We start from the raw sequence: 16,394 nt of genomic DNA on the forward strand, positions 1-16,394 counted from the left end.
AAGGACGAAGTCCTTGAACCAACCCGACAATCACGACACGTAATGTTGACAAAGTAGTTACAGCGTGTATAATAGAAGTATGTTGAATATCGCGCTTTTCGTCATCGTGGCAGTGCTTATCCTGGCGTACATCGTCTATGCGGTAGCTGTGCCGGTTATCCACTACCGTCTCGGCGAAGGTAGCCGGTGGATTGTTTTCGCGGTGCTGCTCGTCCTACTCGGCGTGCAGATGCTTGTCAGTGCCGTTCAATTTACGTTCTTCCCCCGCAATGAATCGCAATCCATCTATATCTGCTATGGGTGGATTTTCGTGCTCTATCTTTTCGTTGGCGGTTCCTTCCGTCGTTTCGGGGACCGCGGCGTCTACCCTGAATTGTCGCACGCCCTGATGATAGCCGGCTACACCGTTTCCGTTATCGGATTGCTCGGATCCGTCCCCGCTTGGCTGTGGCTGATACACTAAAAAACGACACGCCGTGTTGACAATGTCACTACATGATGTATAATAGAGTTATCGAAAGGAGATGAGGATGGCGACAAGAACCAAGGCCATCGTCCAGATGAGCATCAGCCCGGAATTGCTCCAGCGTATGGACGACTACCTAAAACCTATCGGGGTAAGCCGTAGCGCCTATGTTTCCATGTTGGTCGCCCGAGATCTCGACGACTTGGAATCATCAACGGACGGCGACTATAATCCGATATCAGAATAAGAAAAGTCCCGCGATGGACTAGATCGCGGGACGGTAACCAATCTAACTGCGAGGTTTTCATGGTTGATACCAGTATACCACCAGCGCCATGCGACGGCGGCGAAGCCGCCCTTGAGAGCATGGCAAGTTATGCGGCCCCTGTCGGGCGGCATTACAACCACACGACACGCGAGCAGCTGTCCCGTCGCTTCCGTGCCCAGCGGTGGGCGCAACGCGCGGTGAACCGGCATTTGCTTCCGGGTACGGCGTGCGCCGGGTGCGGGAGGCCGGTATCCAAGCAGATGGGTGTCGGCCTGTATTGGGACAGCAAGCATAAGGCGCGGTTCGGTGGCTTGCGTACCTGTGGAAGTGTGTGGTGCTGCCCGGTGTGCAATGCGAAGATCCAGAATGTGCGTCAGTCCGAGATTCAGCAGGCATTGAAGGTTGCGCAGGAGCGCGGGTATGGCGTGGTGTTCGGCACGTTGACGTTGCGTCATGACTTGGGCGACCAGCTGAAGTCTGTCCGTGCGATGATCCAGCAGGTGTGGCGTAGCGTGATGCAGCAGCATGGTACGCGGTCGATGCTTGATGGATTGGGCCGTCTCGGGTATATCCGTGCGATGGAGTGCACGTTCAGTCCGGCGAATGGTTGGCATGTGCATTTCCATGTGTTCTGGTTCTTCCGTCATCGTCTGGACAAGGGGCGTTTGGACGCTTTCCAGGCTGATTTCGCCGATCGGTGGATTGCCGCGGTTGACCGGGTGAATCGTAAGAATCCGGATGCCGAGCCGTTCGCGGCTCCGCTGCCGGAGCATCAGCTGTTCAAGGAACTTCGCTTGTCTGACAACGTGATTGATACGTATTCGCGGTATTGCACGACGCGTAAGTCCGTCGCGTTGCCTGGGCGTAATGCGATTTGGCGTGCGGCTAACGAGATTACGGATTCCCAGTCGAAGCCCGGTAAGGTGAAGATGCATAACGGCAAGCCTGTCTTGCATACGAATTATTGGGATTGGCTGTCGATTCTTTCGGAGCTTGGTTATGGTTCCAAGTCTTTTGACGCGAACTGTAATCCGAAAAACATACGTTATGTCAGATAGTAACTATTGACCCCTCCCCATACACGCAATTGCGTATCTTTCGACGCTTCAATACGCCAACGACGCACGCGCTCATCCCGGCGCATCAGCGATCTATGACAACCGGCGTCGGCACTCCGATGCGAATTCCAACGTGACTGTTCGTCGTCATATCATTGGTGTAGGCGCCAAACGTCATTGATGTCATTGTCACGACGGCGTTTGTTATCGCGTGAATCGGCTTCGGCTCGACATGGCGTTCGGCGCGCCATGATGATATTTGATGACGTGTAGTGAGGTGGCTATGGCTTGGTTCCTGCCGGCGATGGTTGCGATGATACTGGATATCGGCTTTCTGGTGTATGCCGTTGCTGTGTCCGTGATCCATTACCGCTTACATGACGGTGCTAGGTGGATATTCTTCTGTGTCCTGCTCGGCGCATGGACCACATATGGAACCGTGGCATCCTTGCTGTCGCAACGTCCCGGCGTGAGTCTGCCCTTGTTCCGCTCGTTCGGTGATTTGTGGGTGTTGTATTTCTTCGTAGGCGGATCGTTTAGGCGATTTCGGAACCGCGGTTGTTTTCCCGATGTCACACGCGCGCTGATGATATCGGCGTATGCGATTAGTGCAATCTGTCTCCTGGTGTTGCTGCCCGGTTGGTGGATGACCACGCGCTGGTAAATCGAACGCGACTCATATCGCCGATGCGGGAACGATGTGCAGGAGTCACGTAAGGACTACTTCCGGTCACTCCCGCTGTTTGCCGCCGAGACGGCGTCATCGTCGTGTTTCCCGGTGTTGTCTTTCCCGGTCTGCGCTGACTGATCGGCATGCTCGAGGTTCTTATGCCCGGCAAGTTTGGCGCGTGTGGCTTCGGCTTTCGCGGCGCGTGACGCCTGCCGGTACATGAACCACAGCTCCAAGGCGATGAGCACGATCAGAATCGCCCCGGAGATGCCTTCGACGCTGTCATACCAGGACAGCATGGTTTTGCCGATACTGTCCGCGGCTTCGGTAGCCACGATATACGGCGCCATAGCAAGAATCAACGAGACGAAATGCAGTATGATGACGGTTTTGCTGACCGGACGAGGATCTGCGCTCTCCTCCTCCCCTGCCGCGACGGTATCGTCTGACGCCACAACGCCGTCTGATGCTGTCTTGGCAGCAGACGCTACAGAGGTGGCGGACGCCGAATCCGCCGGATGACCGGTATGGGAGCGCTGCGTATCCGTCTTCAGCACCATCACGATGACGGTGACGCAACATACCAAGGCAATCAGCCAGAGAACAAGCGGAAGAGCAGGCATCGAATGTAACTCCTTAGAACTGACAATAAACCTATATCAGAGCATATCTGTCAACAACGGCGATCCACAGCAGCAATGGCATGCCGCGCGTGAATGCCCGGCTACTCACACATGCACAAGGAACGCATCATACTCATCCAAGTCCTGCATGCTGCGTTCCTCATGTCGGATTTCAAGTTTACTGCGCATACGGGCTTGCGCAAGCTCCTCGAACGGTCCCCCGCTCGGCATCTGGGAAGCTATGACGGAACCATCGGGAAACACGTCGACGTGCGGCTCTTGTTCAAGCCGCTGCTCGATTCCATGCCACAGCGCAGTCACGGAAATGCCGAACACCGCCGCTCCGCTGCCGAGCACATCGCCGATTCTGTCCCCATCCCGGCATTCGTGCACATGCTCGCCGTCGCTGAGAATCGTCGTATGCTCTAGTTGTGCGGTACTTCGTTGCATGAGATACCCGATGGCGATGGTCACGTTCTGCAGGTTCACGCCTGCGTCAAGCAGCCGTTTGGACACGGCGAGAATCAGCACGTCCTTGAACGAGTACAACCTTCGCGAACCTGAGCCATGCGAGGCTTTGATGGACGGCTCGACGATTTGCTTCCGTGCCCAATAATCCAGCTGACGGTAGGTGATGCCGGCGACTTTCGAGGCAACAGTCCCCCGGTACCCGCGTGTCGGCTTGTCATCGTCAGGGAAGGAAAACAACTCCCCCTGGACGATGGTGATGCCACTGGATGACACAGTAGCGTTCGACGCGTAAGTAGCACGATGGACTGCCATGTCACCTGTGCCCTTTCTGAAGAATACTGCCGTGGCTTTGGAGACCGTACCGAGGCCGCAGTGCGGGAAGAAGAGGCGTGATCGCGGGATTGCCGCTGATCACGCCCAAATTCAGGCCTGCGCGGCGTTGCCGAAGAACACCAGCCTGAATTTACCAATCATGATTTCGTCACCGTTGTGCAACACCGCGTTATCCACACGTTGACGGTTGACATATGTGCCGTTGAGGCTTCCCGCATCGATGACTTCGAACGTGCCGTTCGTGCGGCGGAAGACCGCATGATGACGCGACACGGTCGAATCGTCGAGCAGGATGTCCGCATGCGGGTCGCGTCCCACCGTCACTTCGTCCTCGTCTAGGAGATACCTGGAGCCTGATACAGCGCCTCGCGTCGAGATGAGCAGCGCCGTGCCGGGCGACAATTTGGTGAGGGTGTCGAGGTCTTCCTGCGTCAGAGGACGGTCCCCGGTCGTGGTAAGGGGTATCGTGATGGCAGGCATCCCGATGATGGTCGTTTCGCCTGCGCTTGGAATCGGATCAGTCATACTTGCTATTCTACAGTCTTTGCGTATTGATATTGGGGTACGTCGCGAATCTCGTTGATTTCGACCTTATCGGATGATGTCACTTTGACTTTCGCGCCGAATTTCACACTGAGCCTGGAGCCGACGCCGCCGGCGATATTGACGGCGTTCTGCAGATTCTGCGGGTCGCCGATAGCCTTGACCTTGTACGGTGTGGAAAGTTCCTGACCGTCGCAAATCAGCCCTGTTTTCGTGTCGGCGAAGTAGGTTGACGTCACGACTCTCACGGTGTTGACCGCCATGACTTCCGCACCTGCATTGCGCAGTTCCTCGATCAGTTCGAACATGGTGGCGGCATCGATGCGGTCCTTCGTGCCCTTGCTGATGGTGATGACCACGCCCTTGCCCTGTGCTGCCAGACGGCCGGAGAGCAAGCCGCTGGTCTCTTCGTTCTGCTTGGCGATGCGTTCGGCTTCCGCCTGCTTGTCCGCGGCCTTCTGCAGCGCGGTGAGCTGTTCGGTCAGCTGGCTTTTGCGCTGTTCGAGATTCTGCACTTGGGAACTGGTCTCGGTGATGAGCCTGGTCAGTTCGTCCTCGCTCATCGTCTCATATGTTGATGTGGTGTTGTTCAGCTGGATGGCATAGCTGAAACCTAGCAATGCGCACAGCAAGAGCACAAGCAGGCTGGTCATGAAACGGGTACGGGACGCGTTCGCTTGTAGCGAACGCTTGGGTTTTCTTCTGACAACCGGGAACGATCCGGTCTCGGTATGGTCGTTTGCGCTGTCCGCGACACGCTGGCGGTGCACACGGCTGAGCAAATCCTGTGGTTCCTTCTTATGACTCATATGACATTACGCCTTGAAGACGAACCGGCGGATTGCGGACACATTGGAGAAGATTCTGATGCCCAGCACGACGATGACTGCAGTCTGCAGCTGCGAGCCGACGCCGAGCTGATTGCCCAGAAGCACGAGTAGTGTGGCGGTCAATACGTTGGAGATGAACGAAATCACGAACACCTTGTCGGAGAATGTGCGTTCGAAATACGCACGGGCCGCTCCCAGCAGCGCGTCAAGCGCCGCGACGACCATGATTGGCAGGTACGGCTGCAAGACGACTGGTATATCCGGTTTTACGAAGATGCCGATGACCACGCCTATGATCAGCCCCAATACTGCAGCCATTAGTTCGCCCTTTCCGCGTAGCTGATTTCACTTGAGCTTGCCGCTTCCAGTGTAATCGACTTCGACGTCGTGATTTGCGGGTAGATTCCCGCGCCGTTCAACGTCGTATATAACGAGCGCTGGCTCTTCTCCCCCACGGCGGAGGCCAACGCGCTTGCATCCCCTATGGCTTGGATTTTATAGGGGCTCTGCACCTGGTTGACACCCACCAGAATTGTCTGGCCTGCGGTGCGCACCGACGTCTGCACACCTAGACGATAGCCATTGATGGAGATGGCTTCCGCGCCGGCCTGCCATAGGATCTGGATGAACACCTGTAGATCGCCGTCGGTGACGACACGGATATTCGAGCTGCTTTCCCGCGGCAACGACCCCGAGGTGGTGTCACTGTTCGCGGCGAGCGGGTTCGCGATGGTCAGCGTGATGCCGGGTCCGTTCACAGGAATCGTGCCGGTGGCCATCTCGTCGTAGGTCAAGGTGTCGTCCTTGGTGGTGTTGGACAGCTTCTTGGACTGGTTCTCCACCTTGACTCTCAAGGAGGAGACTTCACTGTTCAGGGTGTTGAGATGTTTAGTCTGCTGTGTGAGTTCCTTCGCCAGGCTGCTGCGAATCTCCTTGCGAGGGTCGGTGTGCAGAATCTGGACGATGATGCTGCCGGAGAATCCTACGGCAATGCAGATGATGAACACGATGACCCGTGTCGACCACACACGAAAAGCTGATTTCGGCCGCTTGTCCAGCCTTGAATCGCTGAACATCGGGTCCATCGGACGGTTGGTCAGGTCATCGATGAGACGCAGCGAATCATCCTCCAGTTGGGGGCGCCTGCGCCTCGGAGTGATGGGCATGTCCGGTGACGGCGCTGCATGGTGTGCGCCCAGTGATGCTGCGGAAGCGGAAAAGACAGCACGCGTGCGCACAGGCGCCGTCTCCTTCGGTATCGGTATGGAGTCCGGCGCCTGTGGTGCTTCATGCAGCGTATCTGCCATATGTCACTGCCTGTTGTCGTTACGAATCAGTCCCAGTCCCTGATGCGCGTAGATAAGCCCTGCGAGCCAATACAACGCGATGCCCCAGATGCAGATGGCCAAGGCAACCAGATGCAAGGTCAATGTTGCCGGATTTCTCCAGATATCGGCGAAAATCAGCAACACGATCGCCGTCATAAGCAGAGCCGTGCCCGTCTTTCCCACGAAATGGACAGGCAGAGGCCCATACCCATGCTGCGCGAGCATCACGATGAGGACTCCCATGAGCAAATCCCTCATACCGACGACGATTAACACCCACCATGGGATGACATGGGCGATGCCGAGGGCGAGGATACTGCAGAAAATGAGCAGCCGGTCAGCGATAGGGTCGAGGATCTGCCCAAGTTTGCTCACCTGGTTGAATTTCCTCGCGATGACTCCGTCAAGCCCGTCGGACATGGCCGACAGGGCGATGATGATCAACGAGGCGACCATCTCGTGTTTGGACACCAAGACGGCAATCACGGGGATTGAGATAATCCTCAAAACGCTGATACCATTGGGCACCGTGAATATCACGTCGCGTGCTTCAGGGCTGTACTGCTCCCCTGAAGTGTTGGAATGCGTGTGTGTATCGCTCATATACACCGGGGACTTCAGATACGGGATGCCTGGAGTGCGGTGACGATGATACCGCGGGCGCCGACCTCATAGAGCCGATCCATCAGTTGATTGACCTTTTCACGCGGCACCATGACGCGCACGGCTACCCACTGCTTGTCATGTAGCGGGGAGATAGTCGGGCTCTCGAAGCCCGGCGTGACCTCGACCGCAGCTGCGACTTTCGAGACGGGGATGTCGTAGTCCATGAGCACGTACCGCTGTGCGGTCAAGACCCCTTGGATGCGGCGGCCCAGGATGGTCAGGCGCTCGTCGTTCTCCGTGACACGCGGGGAACGGATGAGGATGGCTTCCGAGTGCAGAATCGGGTCGGCGAACACGCGCAGGCCAGCATTGCGCAACGTCGTGCCGGTGGAGACGACATCTGCGATGAGATCGGCGACGCCAAGCTGCACGGATGATTCGACCGCGCCGTCAAGGTGGATGATATCGGCGTGGATTCCGCGGGCCTTGAGATAATCGTCGACCAGCTTGTCATAGGAGCTGGCAACGCGCTTGCCGTCGATGTCCTCAAGACGGTTGATCGGCGATTCCGCGGGAGCTGCGAACCTGAACGTGGACGCACCGAACCCGAGCGGCATATGCTCGACGGCCTCGGTGCCGGAATTGAGCAGCAGATCGCGGCCGGTGATGCCGACGTCGATGGTTCCGCGGCCCACATACACGGCGATGTCCAGCGGGCGAAGGTAGAACAGCTCGATATCGTTATCGGGGTCTTCGACGACCAACTGCCGTGAGTTGCTGCGCAGGCGGTACCCCGCCTCGGCGAGCATGTTCCAGGCCGGTTCCGACAGCATGCCTTTGTTTGGCACGGCAATCCTTAACATATTTCCTCCCTAATTGCTGCGGTTCCCGAAGACAGGACGCTCACAGGTTTTTGTAGATGTCTTCCAGTGTGATGCCCCGATCGATCATCATGACCTGAAGATGGTAGATTAACTGGCTCATCTCTTCCGCAGTGCGTTCCGCTCCTTCGTATTCGGCAGCGATCCACGTCTCCCCGGCTTCTTCGACGATCTTCTTGCCGATGAAGTGCGTGCCTTTGTCGAGCTCGCCGACGGTGAGTGAACCTTGAGGGCGGGTCTGGGCTTTCTCGCTGAGCTCCTTGAACAGTGATTCGAAGGTCTTCACTTGTTGGTCTCCCTATGTTGTCTGTTGTTGCGTGCAGTGCGGCTGGTTATGCCCGGTATGCCGCCTGTGCTTTCTCACGGATTGATTCGATGGCTGCGGCGGGATCTTCGGCACCGTACACGGCGGAACCTGCGACGAGCACGTCGGCGCCCGCATCGGCGACGATGTGCGCGGTCTTGGGGCTGACTCCACCATCGACCTGGATGTGGGTATCCAGACCGCGGCGGGTGATTTCATCGCGCAAGCGACGAACCTTGCCCATCTGGTTGTCAAGGAACTTCTGGCCACCGAAGCCCGGTTCTACGGTCATGATCAGAACCATGTCGAACTCGTCAAGAATGTCGAAAATCGGCTCGACGGGCTCAGCAGGACGAACCGCGAAGCAAGCCTTGCAGCCCATGTCACGCAGTTGGCGGGCCAAACGCACCGGCGCATGTGTGGCGCCCATATGGAAGCTCACCGACGCCGCGCCGAGCTTCGCATACTCCGGAGCCCAGCGGTCCGGATCCTCGATCATCAGATGCACGTCGACCGGCAGGTCGGTGACCTCGCAGATACGGTTGACGATTGGCTCGCCCAAGGTGAGGTTCGGCACGAAATGGTGATCCATCACATCGACGTGGACGAGATCGGCATTGCTGATCGCTTTGAGGTCACGCTCGAGATTGCAAAAATCGGCGGACAGGATGCTAGGTGCGATTTGAATACTCATAATACCCATTCTATGGAGTACGGCTGACGATGACGAACCGGGAGCCAGAAGATGGACACGGCCCGCCGCCGGGCAGGTCATGCATCGATTGCGCTGGCTTCCAGTTCGGTCTGGGTACGCAAGCGTTCAGCAAGCAGCGAACTGTCTTTTCCGCGCCGTTGCAGGATGACGAAGGCGATGGCGCCGAGGACGAACACCACCATGGATACCCATACGTTGATCCTCACGCCGAGGAACTCGTGGGCGAAATCAATGCGCAGGCATTCGATCCATGTGCGTCCAGCGGTGTACCACATGACATACAGAGCGAACAGGGATCCGCATTTGAGGGTGCGGTACGCCTTGTGCCCGATCCACACGAGCAGTGCGGCGCCGATGAGGTTCCAAATCATCTCGTAGAGGAAGGTCGGGTGGAACAGAGTGCCTGTCGGGCAGGTCGAGCCGTCGTAGCATTGCTCCATGCTGCCGATGGCGGTTCCCGCAGTGTTGAGCTTCAGCCCCCAAGGAAGAGTGGTGGGCGCTCCGTACAGTTCCTGGTTGAACCAGTTGCCCAGACGCCCGATTGCTTGGGCGACCAAGAGCCCCGGTGCCACGCAATCGGCGAGCAAGGCCATCGGGTAATGCTTGTGCCGGCACCATGCCCATGCGGCCAAGGCGCCGAAGACGACGCCGCCCCAGATGCCCAGTCCGCCGTTCCAGATGCGGAACATCTCGACCCAATCGCCGTTGGGGCCGAAGAAGCGTTCCGGCGTGGTGATGATGTGGTACACCCGCGCGCCGATGATGCCGGCCGGCACGGCACACAGCGTGATGTCGAGAATCTGGTCGAATGTGCCCCCGGCATGTCTCCACCGGTTCGTGGTAATCCACACCGCGCATATGATGCCGGCGAGGATGCACAGCGCGTAGAAATGGATGGTCACCGGGCCGATGGTGAACTGCGAAATCGACGGGGACGGGATATAAGCCAGTGTCATGATTCCTTGATGGTAGTATACGATGGCGATAACATGCCGATGTGGCGGATTGGCGCGCGTCGTGGGCGGGCAGTTACTCCAGAGCTGTCTTTTGCTCCTGCTGTACTGCTGTATTGCAGGAATGTAATACAGCAGTACAGCGGCTTAGGTCGACTGTGACCAGGCGAGGATACGGAACGAATACCACAGGACCCCACCAAGCGTCACCTTGGTGGGGTCCTGTCATCGGCGCGGGGGTACGTGAGAAGGCGGGCCGACCGACCGAGCACCTCAGCGCATGGTGTCAGTGCCGCGCGTTGTGGATGCCTTCAGCGAGCTCCTCTGCTTTGGCTGCCAACGCTGACAGGCCTTCGTCGAGTGGCTTCGGGGTGCGTGCAGAATCATCGAGCAAGGTGTGCACCAACGCGGAACCGACAATCACGCCATCCGCATACGATCCGACCTGTGCACCCTGCTCTGGGGTGGACACGCCGATGCCGACACATACGTTCTGCGCACCGGCATCCCTAGTCCGAGCGACGAGACGCTCCGGTGAGGTGGACAGGGTCGCGCGCTCGCCGGTGACGCCCATACGGGATGCGGCATACACGAAACCGCGTGCGTTCGCCGCAACGATGCGCAGACGCTCATCCGAGGTGTCCGGAGACACCAAGAAGATTCGATCCAGACCGTGTCGGTCAGACGCCTCAATCCATTCACCGGCTTCGTCGGGAATAAGATCAGGCGTGATGATACCGGCGCCACCGGCGTTCTCGAAATCGGTCGCGAAACGTTCCACACCGTAATGGAAGATGAGATTCCAATAGCTCATAACCAGCGGCACGCCGCCAGCGTTCGCCACGGTTTCCACCGCTTTGAACACGTCGGCGATGCGCTCGCCGTTGTCGATCGCGATTTTTGACGCCGCTTGGATGACCGGGCCATCCATCACCGGGTCGGAATACGGCAGACCGATTTCCACGGCGTTGACGCCATGGCGGACCATCGTGTCGAAGGCCTTGAGTGAGTATTCGGAATCCGGGAAACCATACGGCAGGTATCCGATGAACGCGGGCTCGTCGCGCTTCCTGAAGCCATCGAACATGGCGCGGGTCTTGCTCGGTTTATGGCTGATGCCGAGAGGCTGTCCTGAAGGGGTTGTTGCGGGGTTGGTCATCGTTCACTCTCCATCTACGCTCGTGCCGTGTGCGCCGTTGGCTTCCAGCGCCTTGCTTTGTTCATCGGTCAGATAGCCGAACCATTTGCCGGCTGTGGCCACGTCCTTGTCTCCTCGTCCCGAAATGTTGACCACAATCACCGGATTGGTGTACCCCTTCGCCTTGAGATCGGCGGCAGCCTTATAGGAGCCTGCGACTGCGTGGGAGCTTTCGATGGCTGGGATGATACCTTCGGTCTCGCACAGGTCTTTGAACGCGCTCATCGCTTCGTCATCGGTGGCATACGAGTACTGTACGCGGCCGATGTCCTTGAGCCACGCGTGCTCGGGGCCGACGGAGGCGTAATCAAGGCCGGCAGAAATCGAATACGTGTTCTTCGTCTGTCCCTCGGAATTTTCCAGCAGATAGGATTCAGCTCCTTGGAACAGGCCCAGATCCGCCGCCCCCGGGGTCAGACGTACGGCGTGCTCACCCGATTCGATGCCGTGGCCGCCGGCTTCGAACCCGTACAGGTTGACACGGGGGTCATCGAGGAAGGCGTTCATGATGCCGATGGCGTTCGAACCACCGCCGACGCAAGCGCAAATCGCATCCGGATGGTCGATGCCGTAGATGTCCTTGAGCTGTTCCTTAGCCTCCTCGCCGATAATCTTCTGGAAGTCACGCACGATGGTTGGGAACGGGTGCGGCCCGCAGACCGTGCCGAGCAGGTAATGCGTGGTCTCCACGTTGGTGACCCAGTCTCGCAACGCTTCGTTGATGGCGTCCTTGAGAATACGCGATCCTTGAGTTACTTCGACAACCTCGGCACCAAGCAGCCGCATACGCGCCACGTTCAGCGCTTGGCGGCGGGCATCGATTTGGCCCATGTAGATGCGGCACTTGAGGCCGAGCAATGCGCAGACCGTTGCGGTCGCGACACCGTGCTGACCGGCGCCGGTCTCCGCGATGACGCGGGTCTTGCCCATGCGCTTGACCAGCAACGCCTGGCCCAACGCGTTGTTGATTTTGTGGGCACCGGTGTGGTTGAGGTCCTCACGCTTGAGGAAGACACGGGCGTTGAGTCCGGTCTTCTTGTTGAGTCGTTCGGCGAAGCGCGGCGCCTCGGTGAGTTTCGAAGGACGGCCGACATATTGTTCGTTGAGACGCTTGAGCTCTGCCTGGAACGCCGGATCGGCTTTGGCTTCGTTGTAGACGCGCTTGAGCTCGTCCAACGCCCCAATCAACGCCTCCGGAACGAATCGGCCACCGTACTTGCCGAAATACGGGCCCTGATGTTGTGATAATGGTGTGGATTCTGAGGCTTTCACGCGTTCTCCTGTCTGTATTAGCCTGCGCACCGCCGCGGTATGGTCGTCGGCGGTCGCGACACCTTCACCGACCAGCACCGCATCGGCGCCGGCCCGCGCGTAATCCTCGAGTTCGACACTGCCGAACACGCCGGATTCCGCGACTTTGATGACATCATCAGGCAGATCACCGGCAAGTTCCTGATACTTGCTTACATCCACCTGAAGATTCTTGAGATTGCGGGCGTTGATTCCGATGACCTTCGCCCCCGCATGGCGCGCACGGTCGATTTCCTCACGCGTATGGGTTTCGACCAGTGCGGTCATGCCCAAATCGTGGGTGAGCTTCAGCAGCTGGGCGAGGCGGCCATCGTCGAGTGCCGCGACGATGAGGAGCACCAGATCCGCTCCATGCGCCCTGGCTTCCCAGATCTGGTATTCATCGGTGATGAAGTCCTTGCGCAACACCGGAATATGCACGGCTTGGCGCACCTGGTCGAGATCGACAAGGCTGCCGAGGAATCGACGCCCTTCCGTCAACACGGAGATTGCGCTTGCTCCCCCGGTCTCGTATTCGCGTGCAAGCGCAGCCGGATCGGGAATATCGGCCAGATGCCCTTTGGACGGCGATGCGCGTTTGATTTCCGCGATGACCGGTATGGCATCGGCGCGTTTGAGCCATTTCGTGGCGTCAAGCGCCGGCGTCCTCGTCTCCGCGAGCCGTTTGAGCTCATCGAGCGGCGTGCGTTGCGCACGCTCATGCATGTCTTGTGTGGCTCCTGCCACAAGATCGTCAAGTACTGACATGGTTCCTCCAGAAGTTGTTCCCAAGACTAACGATTCAGACGCGTTATTCCACAGGGATTCCCGCATGCCGGTACCTCGGCGTGCGCGTGGACGCGTCGCAGCTCCTCCCCGTACATGGCGTGGATCCTCTGGTTGCAGCGAACGCAATTGCGCGGCAATCTGGATTGCTTCGACGCTCGCCTCGGCTTTGTTGCGTGTCTCCTGCCACTCGTTGGCCGGCACGGAGTCGAGTACGATGCCGGCGCCCGCTTGCACCGAGGCCTGATGGTCGCGGATGAAGGCGGTGCGGATGGTGATGGCCATATCCATGTTGCCGCTGAAATCGAAGTATCCGGCGGTTCCACCGTAAATACCGCGGTCTGCGGGTTCGAGCTGGTCGATGATGTCAATCGCCTTGGGCTTCGGTGCTCCCGACAACGTGCCCGCCGGGAACGCCGAGGTGAAGACATCGAATACAGTTTTGTCCGGGCTGACCGTGCCGGTCACCGTCGAACAGATGTGCATGATGTGGCTGAACCGTTTGATATCCATCAGGGAGACGACTTCCACGCTGTCGGGGACGCATACGCGGCTCAGATCGTTGCGGGACAGGTCGACAAGCATGATGTGCTCGCTGCGTTCCTTCGGATCGGCAAGCAGTTCCTGCTCCAGACGGGCGTCCTCTTCTGGGGTGGCGCCGCGGGGCCGCGACCCTGCAATCGGGAAGGTCATCGCATGGCCGTCGTCCACTTTGATCAAGGTTTCCGGGCTCGAACCGACGACATTGAAATCACGGCCCTGTGCGTCCGTCAACGCGAAGAAGTACATGTATGGACTCGGATTGAGCGTGCGCAACACCCGGTAGACATCGATGGGATCGGCTGGGGAATCAATGTCGAGACGCTGCGAGATGACGACCTGGAACACGTCCCCGTCGATGATATGCTGCTTGGCGCGTTCGACCGCGTGCTCGTACTGGTCCTTGGGCGTACGGAACCTAAGTTCCGGCTTGGGGACGCTCGGGTCGAGGACATTGACCCGGGATTCGCCCTCGGCGGGGGTTGCGGCCTTGCGCTCCATCGTGTTCAGGCGCTCGACGGCGCGATCGTAGGCGAGGTCGGCATGGGCAGGCGAATCATCCATGTTGACGGCGTTCGCAATCAGCCACACCGAACCGTTCACATGGTCGACGACGGCGATATCGGTGGCCAGTGCCAGCACCGTTTCCGGCTGGCCGGTCTCATCGGGCGCGTTCGCGCTGAGCGTCGGCTCCCAGTGCCTGATGGCATCCCAGCCGACCGTGCCGACCAGCCCGCTGGTCAGGTTCGGCAGCCCCTCGACGTTAGGCGCCTTGAGCGCTCGCAGAGTGGCATGCGCGACTTCGGCGACATCGCCGCTCGTGGGGATGCCTTTGGGCACGGTGCCCAACCAGCTGGCTTGGCCGTGGTCGGAACGCAATTGCGCCATGGAATGTACACCGATGAAGCTGTACCGGCTCCACGATCCGCCGTATTCCGCGGATTCCAGGATGAACGTGCCGCTTGCTCCACCGGCGAGCCGTTCGTAGAATCCCACGGGTGTCAGTGAATCGGCGAGCAGCCTGCGCACAATGGGAATGACGCGGTACCCTTGGTCGGCCAGCTCGTGGAATTGGCGGCGGTCCGGCCAGGTTTCGCCCCATCTCAGGTTGGTTACACTGCACGTGCTCATTGCTGTTCCTGTTCCTTCGTGCGATATCCAACGACCACCGGCAGCGGACCGCCCTGTTCGAAGCATGACCTCTTGCCGGTGTGGCATGCCGCTCCGACCTGATCGACCTCGACGAGGATGGCGTCGCCGTCACAATCGAGATTCAGCGCCTTGACATACTGGACATGTCCGGACGTGTCTCCTTTGCGCCAATATTCCTGTCGTGAGCGGGACCAGAACGTCACCCGCCCGGTGGTGAGTGTGCGTCTGAGAGCCTCATCGTTCATGTAACCGACCATCAGCACTTCACGCGTGTCGTATTGCTGGATGACCGCGGCCACAAGTCCTTTGTCGTCGCGCTTGAGTCTTGCGGCGATCCTTGGGTCGAGCACGGTGCTGTTGTCGTATTGCGGCTGTGGATCATTGCCATTCGATGCCATGGGTTTCGCTCCCTGTCTGTTGGCTTGTTGTTGGGATGTCATTGTCGCCAAGCATCGGCGAGGGATTTCCCGTCCGCCGGTGCGGAAAGCGGGTACTGAAGAAAACATGAGAGAAACTTCGGGATGATGGACTGGCCTGATTGCGTTATGGCCATATCCGGATGTCTCAACGTATCCTCGGAATGCTGTTGGGTCAGCGAACCGTATAGCCGGCCTTGCGCAGCTCGGCTTTGACTTCGCCAATCGTCATCTTCCCGTAATGGAAGACTGACGCTGCGAGGACTGCATCGGCTCCGGCCTCGATGGCGGGTGGGAAATCCTCCACCTTGCCGGCACCGCCGCTGGCGATAATCGGTATGGTGACCTGCGAACGCATCGCACGGATCATCTCGAGATCGAATCCGTTCTCGGTTCCATCAGCATCCATTGAGTTCAGCAGTACTTCGCCTGCTCCAAGTTCCTGGGCCCGCCGGGCCCACCACAATGCGTCGATGCCGGTGGAATGGCGGCCGCCCATGGTCGTCACTTCGAAACCGGACTGCGTGTGCTGCTCGCCGCGTTCGCGACGTGCATCCACAGAAAGCACTAGGACCTGGCTACCGAAACGCTGGGAGATATCGCTGATTAGCGTCGGATTGTTGATTGCGGCAGTGTTGACACTGACTTTGTCGGCGCCGCACCGCAAGAGCTGGTCTACATCGTCGACGGAACGGACTCCACCACCCACGGTAAGCGGGATGAACAGTTGCTGGGCCGTCCTGTTGACGACGTCGAACATGGTGCGACGATGCCCTGTGGAGGCGGTCACATCGAGGAAGGTGAGCTCATCCGCGCCCTGACGATAATATTCGGCTGCAAGCTCCACCGGATCGCCTGCATCGCGGAGGTTCTCGAAATGCACGCCCTTGACCACACGACCTGCGTCGACGTCGAGGCACGGAATAACGCGAACCGCCAATGCCATATGCGACTCCTTGTGTG

The 16,394-nt window shown here is 58.7% G+C and carries 19 protein-coding genes and 1 pseudogene; 4 read left to right on the forward strand and 16 right to left on the reverse strand.

Annotated elements, in window-relative coordinates; genetic code table 11:
* Positions 1 to 79: 79 nt before the first annotated feature.
* From K315_RS0106665 to K315_RS0106680, 4 genes are all read left to right on the forward strand, one after another.
* Positions 80 to 463 (forward strand): hypothetical protein, encoded by a 384-nt coding sequence (locus K315_RS0106665; RefSeq protein WP_029576749.1) that lies wholly within the window; start codon positions 80 to 82, stop codon positions 461 to 463.
* A 67-nt stretch (positions 464 to 530) separates the two neighbouring features.
* Positions 531 to 713 (forward strand): hypothetical protein, encoded by a 183-nt coding sequence (locus K315_RS0106670; protein ID WP_029576750.1) that lies wholly within the window; start codon positions 531 to 533, stop codon positions 711 to 713.
* Positions 714 to 772: 59 nt separating this feature from the next.
* Complete coding sequence (locus K315_RS0106675) at positions 773 to 1,792, forward strand: protein rep (RefSeq protein ID WP_152571419.1); 1,020 nt, start codon at positions 773 to 775, stop codon at positions 1,790 to 1,792.
* Between the two features lie 283 nt (positions 1,793 to 2,075).
* On the forward strand, positions 2,076 to 2,456 hold the full coding sequence (locus K315_RS0106680) for a hypothetical protein (RefSeq protein WP_029576752.1): 381 nt from the start codon (positions 2,076 to 2,078) through the stop codon (positions 2,454 to 2,456).
* A 56-nt stretch (positions 2,457 to 2,512) separates the two neighbouring features.
* Here K315_RS0106680 and K315_RS0106685 read toward each other — a convergent pair whose 3' ends face one another.
* From K315_RS0106685 to hisF, 16 genes and pseudogenes are all read right to left on the reverse strand, one after another.
* Positions 2,513 to 3,085 (reverse strand): hypothetical protein, encoded by a 573-nt coding sequence (locus tag K315_RS0106685; protein WP_029576753.1) that lies wholly within the window; start codon positions 3,083 to 3,085, stop codon positions 2,513 to 2,515.
* A 105-nt stretch (positions 3,086 to 3,190) separates the two neighbouring features.
* Complete coding sequence (locus K315_RS0106690; protein ID WP_238556497.1) at positions 3,191 to 3,868, reverse strand: MerR family transcriptional regulator; 678 nt, start codon at positions 3,866 to 3,868, stop codon at positions 3,191 to 3,193.
* A gap of 111 nt (positions 3,869 to 3,979) precedes the next feature.
* Positions 3,980 to 4,414 (reverse strand): FHA domain-containing protein, encoded by a 435-nt coding sequence (locus K315_RS0106695; RefSeq protein ID WP_029576755.1) that lies wholly within the window; start codon positions 4,412 to 4,414, stop codon positions 3,980 to 3,982.
* Positions 4,415 to 4,419: 5 nt separating this feature from the next.
* A complete protein-coding gene (locus K315_RS0106700; RefSeq protein ID WP_029576756.1) occupies positions 4,420 to 5,241 on the reverse strand; it encodes a DUF881 domain-containing protein in 822 nt (273 codons plus the stop codon).
* A gap of 6 nt (positions 5,242 to 5,247) precedes the next feature.
* Positions 5,248 to 5,580: a DUF1290 domain-containing protein gene (locus K315_RS0106705; RefSeq protein WP_015450554.1), complete on the reverse strand. Its 333-nt coding sequence runs from the start codon at positions 5,578 to 5,580 to the stop codon at positions 5,248 to 5,250.
* A complete protein-coding gene (locus K315_RS0106710; RefSeq protein WP_033520551.1) occupies positions 5,580 to 6,569 on the reverse strand; it encodes a DUF881 domain-containing protein in 990 nt (329 codons plus the stop codon). Before K315_RS0106710 ends, K315_RS0106705 begins: the two co-directional genes overlap by 1 nt.
* Positions 6,570 to 6,572: 3 nt before the next feature.
* Positions 6,573 to 7,193 carry a CDP-alcohol phosphatidyltransferase family protein gene (locus K315_RS0106715; RefSeq protein WP_029576758.1) on the reverse strand — a complete coding sequence of 207 codons (621 nt, stop codon included), beginning with the start codon at positions 7,191 to 7,193 and terminating at the stop codon, positions 6,573 to 6,575.
* 14 nt (positions 7,194 to 7,207) lie between these two features.
* Positions 7,208 to 8,059 (reverse strand): ATP phosphoribosyltransferase, encoded by an 852-nt coding sequence (gene hisG / locus K315_RS0106720; RefSeq protein WP_029576759.1) that lies wholly within the window; start codon positions 8,057 to 8,059, stop codon positions 7,208 to 7,210.
* A gap of 40 nt (positions 8,060 to 8,099) precedes the next feature.
* On the reverse strand, positions 8,100 to 8,363 hold the full coding sequence (locus K315_RS0106725; RefSeq protein ID WP_029576760.1) for a phosphoribosyl-ATP diphosphatase: 264 nt from the start codon (positions 8,361 to 8,363) through the stop codon (positions 8,100 to 8,102).
* 46 nt (positions 8,364 to 8,409) lie between these two features.
* Positions 8,410 to 9,075, reverse strand: coding sequence for a ribulose-phosphate 3-epimerase (gene rpe / locus K315_RS0106730; RefSeq protein ID WP_029576761.1), 666 nt, complete (start codon positions 9,073 to 9,075; stop codon positions 8,410 to 8,412).
* Positions 9,076 to 9,152: 77 nt separating this feature from the next.
* Complete coding sequence (gene lgt, locus K315_RS0106735) at positions 9,153 to 10,052, reverse strand: prolipoprotein diacylglyceryl transferase (protein WP_033520552.1); 900 nt, start codon at positions 10,050 to 10,052, stop codon at positions 9,153 to 9,155.
* A 283-nt stretch (positions 10,053 to 10,335) separates the two neighbouring features.
* Positions 10,336 to 11,208 (reverse strand): tryptophan synthase subunit alpha, encoded by an 873-nt coding sequence (gene trpA, locus K315_RS0106740; RefSeq protein WP_029576763.1) that lies wholly within the window; start codon positions 11,206 to 11,208, stop codon positions 10,336 to 10,338.
* A gap of 3 nt (positions 11,209 to 11,211) precedes the next feature.
* Positions 11,212 to 13,305, reverse strand: a complete 2,094-nt coding sequence (gene trpB, locus K315_RS09625; protein ID WP_033520585.1) for a tryptophan synthase subunit beta — start codon at positions 13,303 to 13,305, stop codon at positions 11,212 to 11,214.
* A 135-nt stretch (positions 13,306 to 13,440) separates the two neighbouring features.
* Positions 13,441 to 14,994 (reverse strand): annotated as a pseudogene (locus tag K315_RS09630) (chorismate-binding protein); the annotation flags it as partial.
* The gene (gene hisI / locus K315_RS0106755; protein ID WP_015450543.1) at positions 14,991 to 15,413 is read right to left on the reverse strand and encodes a phosphoribosyl-AMP cyclohydrolase; all 423 of its coding nucleotides are present in this window, start codon (positions 15,411 to 15,413) and stop codon (positions 14,991 to 14,993) included. The pseudogene K315_RS09630 and the gene hisI, both read right to left, overlap by 4 nt.
* A 193-nt stretch (positions 15,414 to 15,606) precedes the next feature.
* The gene (gene hisF, locus K315_RS0106760; protein ID WP_015450542.1) at positions 15,607 to 16,377 is read right to left on the reverse strand and encodes an imidazole glycerol phosphate synthase subunit HisF; all 771 of its coding nucleotides are present in this window, start codon (positions 16,375 to 16,377) and stop codon (positions 15,607 to 15,609) included.
* Positions 16,378 to 16,394 lie beyond the last annotated feature (17 nt).

Source organism: Bifidobacterium thermacidophilum subsp. thermacidophilum DSM 15837 (genome assembly GCF_000426425.1).
In the GTDB taxonomy this organism is placed as follows: Bacteria; Actinomycetota; Actinomycetes; order Actinomycetales; family Bifidobacteriaceae; genus Bifidobacterium; species Bifidobacterium thermacidophilum.

Coding starts and splice junctions, on each gene's coding strand:
- K315_RS0106665 (WP_029576749.1), top strand. CDS start 80: ATGTTGAATATCGCGCTTTTCGTCATCGTGGCAGTGCTTATCCTGGCG.
- K315_RS0106670 (WP_029576750.1), top strand. CDS start 531: ATGGCGACAAGAACCAAGGCCATCGTCCAGATGAGCATCAGCCCGGAA.
- K315_RS0106675 (WP_152571419.1), top strand. CDS start 773: ATGGTTGATACCAGTATACCACCAGCGCCATGCGACGGCGGCGAAGCC.
- K315_RS0106680 (WP_029576752.1), top strand. CDS start 2,076: ATGGCTTGGTTCCTGCCGGCGATGGTTGCGATGATACTGGATATCGGC.
- K315_RS0106685 (WP_029576753.1), bottom strand. CDS start 3,085: ATGCCTGCTCTTCCGCTTGTTCTCTGGCTGATTGCCTTGGTATGTTGC.
- K315_RS0106690 (WP_238556497.1), bottom strand. CDS start 3,868: ATGGCAGTCCATCGTGCTACTTACGCGTCGAACGCTACTGTGTCATCC.
- K315_RS0106695 (WP_029576755.1), bottom strand. CDS start 4,414: ATGACTGATCCGATTCCAAGCGCAGGCGAAACGACCATCATCGGGATG.
- K315_RS0106700 (WP_029576756.1), bottom strand. CDS start 5,241: ATGAGTCATAAGAAGGAACCACAGGATTTGCTCAGCCGTGTGCACCGC.
- K315_RS0106705 (WP_015450554.1), bottom strand. CDS start 5,580: ATGGCTGCAGTATTGGGGCTGATCATAGGCGTGGTCATCGGCATCTTC.
- K315_RS0106710 (WP_033520551.1), bottom strand. CDS start 6,569: ATGGCAGATACGCTGCATGAAGCACCACAGGCGCCGGACTCCATACCG.
- K315_RS0106715 (WP_029576758.1), bottom strand. CDS start 7,193: ATGAGCGATACACACACGCATTCCAACACTTCAGGGGAGCAGTACAGC.
- hisG (WP_029576759.1), bottom strand. CDS start 8,059: ATGTTAAGGATTGCCGTGCCAAACAAAGGCATGCTGTCGGAACCGGCC.
- rpe (WP_029576761.1), bottom strand. CDS start 9,075: ATGAGTATTCAAATCGCACCTAGCATCCTGTCCGCCGATTTTTGCAAT.
- lgt (WP_033520552.1), bottom strand. CDS start 10,052: ATGACACTGGCTTATATCCCGTCCCCGTCGATTTCGCAGTTCACCATC.
- trpA (WP_029576763.1), bottom strand. CDS start 11,208: ATGACCAACCCCGCAACAACCCCTTCAGGACAGCCTCTCGGCATCAGC.
- trpB (WP_033520585.1), bottom strand. CDS start 13,305: ATGTCAGTACTTGACGATCTTGTGGCAGGAGCCACACAAGACATGCAT.
- hisI (WP_015450543.1), bottom strand. CDS start 15,413: ATGGCATCGAATGGCAATGATCCACAGCCGCAATACGACAACAGCACC.
- hisF (WP_015450542.1), bottom strand. CDS start 16,377: ATGGCATTGGCGGTTCGCGTTATTCCGTGCCTCGACGTCGACGCAGGT.